Source organism: Acinetobacter sp. YH01019, from assembly GCF_013420285.1.
Lineage (GTDB): Bacteria > Pseudomonadota > Gammaproteobacteria > Pseudomonadales > Moraxellaceae > Acinetobacter > Acinetobacter gandensis.
Genome location: NZ_VOYM01000101.1, coordinates 1 through 8,272 on the forward strand (window position 1 = coordinate 1; position 8,272 = coordinate 8,272).

10 protein-coding genes are annotated in these 8,272 nt (G+C 39.1%); 4 read left to right on the forward strand and 6 right to left on the reverse strand.

The window, feature by feature from the left end:
* Positions 1–303: 303 nt before the first annotated feature.
* Positions 304–1,098 (reverse strand): 4-hydroxy-2-oxoheptanedioate aldolase, encoded by a 795-nt coding sequence (gene hpaI, locus FTT84_RS15795; protein ID WP_180081797.1) that lies wholly within the window; start codon positions 1,096–1,098, stop codon positions 304–306.
* Positions 1,099–1,350: 252 nt separating this feature from the next.
* Here hpaI and nfsB point away from each other — a divergent pair, with 252 nt between their 5' ends.
* Positions 1,351–2,004 carry an oxygen-insensitive NAD(P)H nitroreductase gene (gene nfsB, locus FTT84_RS15800; protein WP_067762550.1) on the forward strand — a complete coding sequence of 218 codons (654 nt, stop codon included), beginning with the start codon at positions 1,351–1,353 and terminating at the stop codon, positions 2,002–2,004.
* A gap of 116 nt (positions 2,005–2,120) precedes the next feature.
* Entirely contained in the window at positions 2,121–2,354 is a 234-nt protein-coding gene (locus tag FTT84_RS15805) for a hypothetical protein (RefSeq protein WP_067762549.1), read from the forward strand.
* Between the two features lie 351 nt (positions 2,355–2,705).
* Here the strand turns inward: FTT84_RS15805 and FTT84_RS15810 are convergent, their stop codons facing one another.
* From FTT84_RS15810 to FTT84_RS15825, 4 genes are all read right to left on the reverse strand, one after another.
* Positions 2,706–3,563, reverse strand: coding sequence for a DMT family transporter (locus FTT84_RS15810; RefSeq protein WP_067762548.1), 858 nt, complete (start codon positions 3,561–3,563; stop codon positions 2,706–2,708).
* 107 nt (positions 3,564–3,670) lie between these two features.
* A complete protein-coding gene (gene fba / locus FTT84_RS15815) occupies positions 3,671–4,708 on the reverse strand; it encodes a class II fructose-bisphosphate aldolase (protein WP_180056827.1) in 1,038 nt (345 codons plus the stop codon).
* 121 nt (positions 4,709–4,829) lie between these two features.
* Positions 4,830–5,108, reverse strand: coding sequence for a hypothetical protein (locus FTT84_RS15820; RefSeq protein WP_180081799.1), 279 nt, complete (start codon positions 5,106–5,108; stop codon positions 4,830–4,832).
* 150 nt (positions 5,109–5,258) lie between these two features.
* Positions 5,259–6,446 carry a phosphoglycerate kinase gene (locus tag FTT84_RS15825; RefSeq protein WP_067762545.1) on the reverse strand — a complete coding sequence of 396 codons (1,188 nt, stop codon included), beginning with the start codon at positions 6,444–6,446 and terminating at the stop codon, positions 5,259–5,261.
* A 139-nt stretch (positions 6,447–6,585) separates the two neighbouring features.
* On the opposite strand from FTT84_RS15825, the gene FTT84_RS15830 reads away from it, so the two are divergent.
* Positions 6,586–6,969, forward strand: coding sequence for a DUF2237 family protein (locus FTT84_RS15830; protein ID WP_067762544.1), 384 nt, complete (start codon positions 6,586–6,588; stop codon positions 6,967–6,969).
* Positions 6,969–7,562 carry a nucleoside triphosphate pyrophosphatase gene (locus tag FTT84_RS15835; protein ID WP_180081801.1) on the forward strand — a complete coding sequence of 198 codons (594 nt, stop codon included), beginning with the start codon at positions 6,969–6,971 and terminating at the stop codon, positions 7,560–7,562. Before FTT84_RS15830 ends, FTT84_RS15835 begins: the two co-directional genes overlap by 1 nt.
* Before the next feature lie 50 nt (positions 7,563–7,612).
* On the opposite strand, the gene FTT84_RS15840 is transcribed toward FTT84_RS15835, so the two are convergent.
* Entirely contained in the window at positions 7,613–8,122 is a 510-nt protein-coding gene (locus FTT84_RS15840) for a hypothetical protein (RefSeq protein WP_180081803.1), read from the reverse strand.
* Positions 8,123–8,272 lie beyond the last annotated feature (150 nt).

The following is an 8,272-nucleotide window of genomic DNA, read 5'->3' on the forward strand; positions in this document are numbered from 1 at the left end:
CTTGACTCAAGCATTAATGCAGTACGATCTTCAAAGTTAAGATGATGGTATGACAATTTTATATACTCCATAAACCCTTTAAATTAATTAGGTGGTTTATGTCGCACTTCAAGTTTTACTCTGCCCTCATTTGCAATGAAAAAGCAAATTTATATAGGCTGTATCTGCTAAAAAAGTCTTTTTAATATAGATTACAGCTTAAATTAGCTGTTGCTCTTTTAAACACTACCAAAAATTATAGTAAAGAAAAAGCGACTTCATCAGCCGCTTTTTCATATATACAGGTACTTAAATTTTAGAAATTTAATAACCACCTTCAGATTTTACAATAGGCGCATCTGCTTTGTATTTAGATAGCAATTCTTTTAGCGAGCTCATTAACACACTGGTATCAACGCCCACAGCTACAAATTCTGTTCCGAGCTCCAAGTACTTTTGAGTTGCTTCGTGTAAGGTTGATAATATCCCTGCTGCTTTCCCCGCGGCACGAATACGTTGAATTGCATTAATGACTGTTTTTTGTACTTCAGGATGATTTGGATTACCTTGATAACCCATCGTTGCAGACAAATCTACAGCACCAATAAATACACCATCAATGCCTTCAATTTTTAAAATTTCGTCTAGGTTTTTTATCCCTTCTACAGACTCAATTTGAATCAATAGACAAATATTTTCATGTGCAGTCGCATAGTAGTCTGTGATGCTGTTCCAACGTGTCGCACGTGCAAGTGCCGCTCCTACACCACGTATACCCTCGGGTGGATAACGCACTGCTTTTACCATCAATTCAGCCTGTTCAACGGTCTCAATCATTGGTATTAACAGGGTCTGTGCACCAATATCTAATAATTGTTTAATCAGTTGCACGCTACCAATTGGTGGTCGTACGACTGCTTGTGAAGGATAAGCGGCAATACTTTGTAATTGTGATAATGTGGTACGCAAATCACTAGGCGCATGTTCTCCATCAATTAACAACCAGTCATAACCTGCATTGGCTGCAATCTCAGTTCCATAGGCATCCGCTAGGCCCACCCACAAACCAATCTGCTGTTCGGTTTTTAGCTTCTGTTTAAAATGATTGGTGTAATCCATCGCTGTTTACTCATGCTAAAACTATGATTCACTCATCTTGATTAAACGCCTTTTGGCAAAAAGTACCAATAGCATTTATCTATGTCATGATTTTATATAACTCTAATACAGTAATATTTCACTATAAATTGTTATATTTAGCTCTATTCCCCACAGCTTATACGACTAAGATCTATTGTTGGAAAATAAACTGCTTAGACCTCAAGTGCTTAAATCCGTTAAAATAACGTTATATCGAATTGGAGAATTACGATGGATTTGTTAAACGTATCAAAACAACGCTACACCACAAAAGCTTACGATCCTAAAAAAAAGATCCCACAAGAACAATTTGAGCGTTTATTACAAATACTACGTTTAGCACCATCATCAATTAACATTCAACCATGGCACTTTTTTATTGCAGATAATGATGCTGCTAAACAACGCATTGCCCAAGCTCTTGTTGGCAAATATGCCTATAACGCACCAAAAGTTTTGGACTCATCTCATACGATTTTATTTTGTACTAAGGCGGATATTACTTCTGAACATTTAGACAATCTTTTAAACCAAGATGACCTCAGTGGTCGTTTTAAAGATGACAAGGCCAAGCAAGGTCAAAAAGATAGTCGTACAGGGTATGTTGACTATTACCGCAATGAAAAAGGTGATATTCAACGTTGGGCTGAAAATCAAACCTTTATTGCACTTGGTCAAATGCTATTGGCTGCGGGTATTGAAGGCGTGGATGCAACCCCAATTGGTGGTTTTGATGAAGCAATTATTAGCGACGAGTTAGGCTTGACAGAAAACGGCTTAATTCCATCGGTGATTATGACTTTAGGTTATCGCAGCGAAAATGACTTCAATGCAAAATTACCAAAATCACGCCTGAAAGCAGAAGAAATTTTCACACATCTCTAATCTTTCTATAAAACCGACGAAAGGGGCTTTAAAGTCCCTTTTTTGTCATTTCGGGACTTATTAATTAAACATTTATCGCGTATATTTTGCACAAAATAAACTTAGGTCTCTCCCACATGCCGACTTCAATAAAATTACCGATGAAATTTAATTGCACCTCATGTAATACAGTTTATATACAGCGTTATTTTAGCGACATGCTACATAGCTATCCAAACTGCCCTACCTGTCAGAAACCAGGTCAATTGCAAGGGACAATTGAAAAACAAGACCTTTGGAAGCACCCTGTCGCAATTGGCAAATGCTATTTAGAAAATACCCTACAACGCTTTCAACAATTCAGTCGATAAAATAAGTCCAATAAAACAAAGCCCTCTAAACTGAGGGCTTTTTTTATTTTGCATATATTCTGAAACAATATCGCAACTCCATTTTGGCCATTTTTACAGCGACTTGGTCTATTTTTTGCTGAGTTCTATCTATCAAAACAACAATATCAGCGAGGTGAAGCATGTCCTATCTTCTTAAAATGCCCATGAAGTTTGAGTGCACGCACTGCAATCATTGCTATGTTCACCATTATCAATATGAAGATCACCATTACCCGACTTGCCCTGATTGTCAGAAAGCCGGCTTATTAATGGGTGTCGCAGAAATGGGAGATGTGTTCCATCATCCAATGATATTTGCGTCAAGCTATCTTAAAGAGACATGGCATATGCTAAGCAAACGACACTCATAATACCGGCAATCAAACCAAATACCGTTGCAGTTCTGAGGCGCTCTTTAAAGATGATCAGTCCTGCAACAACACCAAAAATCACCACCAAAATATTCATTCCTGCGAAAACAACTGCAGGTGTTTCTTTTAATAACATATGTGCTTTTACATAAAGTGCAATATTGGCAAAATTAAGTACCCCAAGTCCCAAACCTGCGATGATATTTTTAGTTTGACCTAAATTACTATATTGGACGAGGTTATAAATCGACGACAGGATAAATGCACAAATAAAGACCAAATTGAGTGTTACAGCAAACTGCATGCCCAAACCCGATGCGAATTTTAGCAATACATCAATCAATGCATAGCCTGCCCATACACTTAATAAAAAAATAATCCCCGAATTATCATTATTGGCATTGCCTTTTCGTTGTGAAAATAAGATCAGCAGTACTGCCAATACACCTAATGCGATGCCAACCAACTTGATCGCATTAAAATATTCGTTAAAAACAAAATAAGCAGCACAGAGCGATAAAACCACAGATAGTCGCTGTGCAAGTTCAGTCTTTAAAATACCAGCTGTTTGCAAAGAGCGTGCAAGACAGTAAAAAATTGCCGGTAATAGGACACCCAATGCGACAATTAAAATCCATGGCGTTTTATATATGGAGATGTGTGCTAAGTCTGGCTTAAACCATAAAAAGCACAGTAAACTTGCCGAAGCATAATTCCACGTAATCATTTGTACAGGGTTAAAACCTTTCGCTCGACATGCTTTCAGTACGATCGAAACAAGGACACTGCATATTGCCGCAGCAAAAATTAATTCCATTGCATGCTCTTGTTATTAAAGTGAAGTAAATAAACAGTTTTTTATTATGATAAAGAAAAGCCCACATGAAGTGGGCTTTTCTTACAAAATAATCGATCTATGAAAGATTATTTATAGTGACTCACCATTTTCTCTAAAGAAATTGGGCGAATCTTGTCAGCATTACCTGCTGTACCGAATGCTTCATAACGGTCAATACAAATTTGTTTCATTGCATCTACAGTCGCAGCAAAGAATTTACGTGGATCGAATTCAGCTGGTTTTTCAGCCATCATACGACGCATTGCACCAGTAGAAGCAAGACGTAAATCAGTATCGATGTTAATTTTACGAACACCGTGTTTGATTGCATCTACAAGTTGCTCTACAGGAACACCGTAAGTTTCGCCAATGTTACCGCCATATTCATTGATTACAGCTAACCATTCTTGTGGCACAGAGCTTGAGCCGTGCATAACAAGATGCGTATTTGGTAACGCAGCATGAATTTCTTTGATACGGTCAATTGCTAGAATGTCACCTGTAGGTGGACGTGTAAATTTGTACGCACCGTGTGAAGTACCTACTGCAATAGCAAGCGCATCAACATTCGTATCTGATACGAATGAACGAGCTTCTTCAACAGATGTAAGTAATTGAGAATGGTCAAGAACGCCTTCAGCGCCTACGCCATCTTCTTCACCCGCCATACCTGTTTCAAGGCTACCTAAGCAACCAATTTCGCCTTCTACAGAAACGCCACATGCATGTGCCATTGCAACTGTACGACGAGTAACGTCTACGTTGTATTCGTATGAAGTTGGAGTTTTACCATCTTCACCAAGTGAACCATCCATCATTACTGATGAAAAGCCAAGTTGAATCGAACGTTGACATACGTCAGGACTTGTACCATGGTCTTGGTGCATAACCACTGGAATGTGTGGCCATTCTTCGATCGCTGCCAAAATCAAATGACGTAAGAACGGAGCGCCTGCATATTTACGCGCACCCGCAGATGCTTGTACGATTACAGGTGAATTCGTTGCATCTGCTGCAAGCATAATTGCACGCATTTGTTCTAAGTTGTTTACGTTGAATGCTGGTACGCCGTAAGCATGTTCGCCGGCGTGATCCAAGAGCTGGCGCAATGAAATAAGAGCCATAATATCCTCCCAGGTAATGCCGCATATTCTACATGTTCAATCATTTCAATTCAGCAACAAATAACACTATTTAAAAAAAAACCCTGCATTTGCAGGGACTTTTTAAATAAACACTACATTCTTAATGTGCAGCAGCTTCAGAACCCGCTGTTTCAGCATCAGCAGTCGCTTCATCCGCAGGTGCATTCGCTACTTCTGCAGGAACATCTTGATTTTTCTCGTCTAATACAGGCTTATCAAGCGCATCAATGGCTTTTTGCTGCTCAGGTGTAGTTTGTACATCATCAGTTGCAACAGCAGAAGCTTCTGTGCCCGCTGCTGGTGCTTGTTCTTTTTTAGCACAAGCTGTAAGTGTTAATGGTGCAATCATAAGAACAGCTAAAGCTAATTTTAATTTCATTGGTGTTACCTACTGCAACGTCTTAAGTATTGTGAAGAATTTTATTGCAGAAATATTGCACTTTGATGACGCCCAAATGAATAGCCATAAAAAAAGGCTAACCGAAGTTAGCCTTTTCAATGAATACACTATCTTATTGAAAATTTTAAATTATGCGCGATCAAGCAATGCAGCAACTGCAGGAAGTGTTTTACCTTCAACAAATTCAAGGAATGCACCACCACCTGTAGAGATGTAACCAATTTTGTCTGCAACTTCATATTTATCGATTGCAGCTAAAGTATCACCGCCACCTGCAATAGAGAAACCAGCAGATTCAGCAATTGCTAAAGACAAAGTTTTTGTACCTTCACCAAATTGATCAACTTCAAACACACCTACTGGGCCATTCCAAAGAATAGTTTTAGACGTTTTTAAGATTTCAGCAAATGCTTTTGCAGTTTCTGGGCCGACATCTAAAATCATGTCGTTATCAGCAACGTCTTCAACTTTTTTCACAGTTGCTTTGGCTGCTGCTAATGAACCCAAGAAATCATCAAAGTTGATTTCTGAAGCATCTGCAACCACGACGTCAGTTGGAAGTGGCACTGAAACTTTTGCAGCAATTGCTTTTGCTGTATCGATTAAATCATTTTCACACAATGATTTACCTACGTTGAAGCCTGCAGCAGCTAAGAAGGTATTCGCAATACCACCACCAACAATCAATTGATCACAAATATCAGAAAGTGAAGTTAATACATCTAACTTAGTTGAAACTTTTGAACCAGCAACAATTGCAACCATTGGTGTTTCAGGTGTTTTAAGCGCACGACCTAAAGCATCTAATTCAGCAGCAAGTAACGGGCCAGCAGCCGCAACTTTTGCACAACGTGCTACACCTTCAGTAGATGCTTCTGCACGGTGTGCCGTACCAAATGCATCCATAACGTAAACGTCACAAAGTGCAGCATATTTAGCAGCCAATTCAGGGTTGTTTTTCTTTTCACCGACGTTGAAACGGCAGTTTTCAAGTAATACAACTTGACCAGCTGCGACTTCAACACCATCTAAATAATCAGTAATTAATTGAACTTCTTGACCCAAAGCTTCTGTTAGGTAAGCCGCAACAGGTGCTAGAGATTGTTCAGCTTTAGGTTCACCTTCAACAGGACGACCTAAGTGTGAATACACCATTACCGCAGCGCCTTTTTCTACCGCTGCTTTAATTGTTGGCAATGCTGCACGTAAACGCGCATCGCTTGTAATCACGCCATTTTTAACCGGTACGTTTAGATCTTCGCGGATCAAAACACGCTTACCTGCCAAATCGAGGTCAGTCATACGCTGAAAGTTCATGTATTGCTCTCTTTATTTATGTCAAAACGCCACGATTTTAAATGATTATGCAAAAAAACGTTAGCTTCTTTTGCAGAAAAGCTATGCAGGCGAAAAGTTTTGTTATGATAGGCAAAAGCCTTATAAAGATTCAGCGTTTATGTCGATTCATCCAGACCCTAAAATAAATCGTTTAAATGTTTTGGGCGAGCCGCTCGCCAGTTGTTGTTTTGATCCAATCACGGGTTATTTTAGAAATGGTTTTTGCCATACAGCAACGACTGATTTAGGTCAACACACCATGTGTGTACAGATGACATCTGAATTCTTAAACTTTTCTCAAAAAGTTGGTAACGATTTAATCACACCCTTACCCGAAGTCGGTTTTCCAGGCTTACAGCCTGGTGACTTTTGGTGTATCTGTGTGACCCGCTGGGTGGAAGCATACCAAGAGGGTTTTGCTCCACCTGTTAAATTACAAGCGTGTCACCAAGCGGCGCTTTCATATGTTCCGCTTGATGTACTTATGGAATATGCAGTGTAATGAGTACTCCCAAAATCATATTGGCTTCTAGCAGCCAAACCCGTAAAGACCTCATGGACCGTTTACGGATTGATTATCACTCAATCGTACCAGATATAGATGAAAGTCCCCGTGGTGAAAACCACGCAGACGAGTTAGCAAAGCGATTGGCTTTTGAAAAAGCACGTGCTATCGCGGCACAAAATCCAGAAGCTATCGTGATTGGTTCAGACCAAGTCGCTTGGCGTGAAGGCGCACCAGATATTTTTATTGGTAAACCGCTATGCAATGAAAAAGCCATCAAACAGCTTCAAGCCAACTCAGATAAAATCGTTTATTTCAGTACTGCACTTAGCGTTCAGCAACAATCGACTGGGTTTGAACACACCTTGGTTGAACATTACAAAGTGAAATTTCGTAAGTTGGGCTTAGCGGAAATTGAACGCTATGTTGAAGTTGAACAGCCTTTACACTGTGCAGGTAGCTTCAAATGTGAAAGTTTAGGTATCAGTCTTTTTGAAGAAATGATCGGTCAAGACCAAACAACACTTATGGGCATGCCAATGATTAAGCTCTGTAGTATTTTACGCGACCTGAAAATACTAGTGCCTTAAGCAAAAAAAGCAGCCATTGGCTGCTTTTTTTATGATTTAAAAATATAGAATTAAGCAATAATAATTTGATGCAGATCTAACAGTTGCTGCAATGTTAGCCCCTGCTGACTTTCAAGTACTAACAAGGCGGTCGATGTGAACTTCTCACCGTCACCATCACGGTCAACTTTTAGAACCACATGATTATTTTCATCTGCTTCAATTTGTATAAATTTTTCAATATCAGTTTGATTTACATCAAATAAGCCATCGAAGAATTTTTCCCCAAACTTAATGACATCAAAATCTGCTAGAGAAGTACCTTCATTTTGATGACCTAAATTAAAGTCTATCCAAATATCAGCATCATGACCTGCTGTCGCATCTGTATCATCCAATACCTCGTAAATGACAGTGTCGACACCTAATCCACTCGAAATTAAATCATTTCCTGCACCAGCATGAATTTGATCATTACCAGCACCCGCTGCTATTAAGTCATTACCACTTCCCGCAAAGATTGTGTCATTCGCACCATGGGTATCGTTATTATGAATAAATGACCTAAATTCAGTACTCAAATAATTATAAATAACATCATAGCTAGGACTTACGCATTGACGGATTCAAAAAAGTATTAAAATACTTTATAAAGTATCTGTGATCAGACGAATTAAACATGCTTCTACAGCAACTTGTACATTACCCATTTATATGGGCTTTCTCATGAC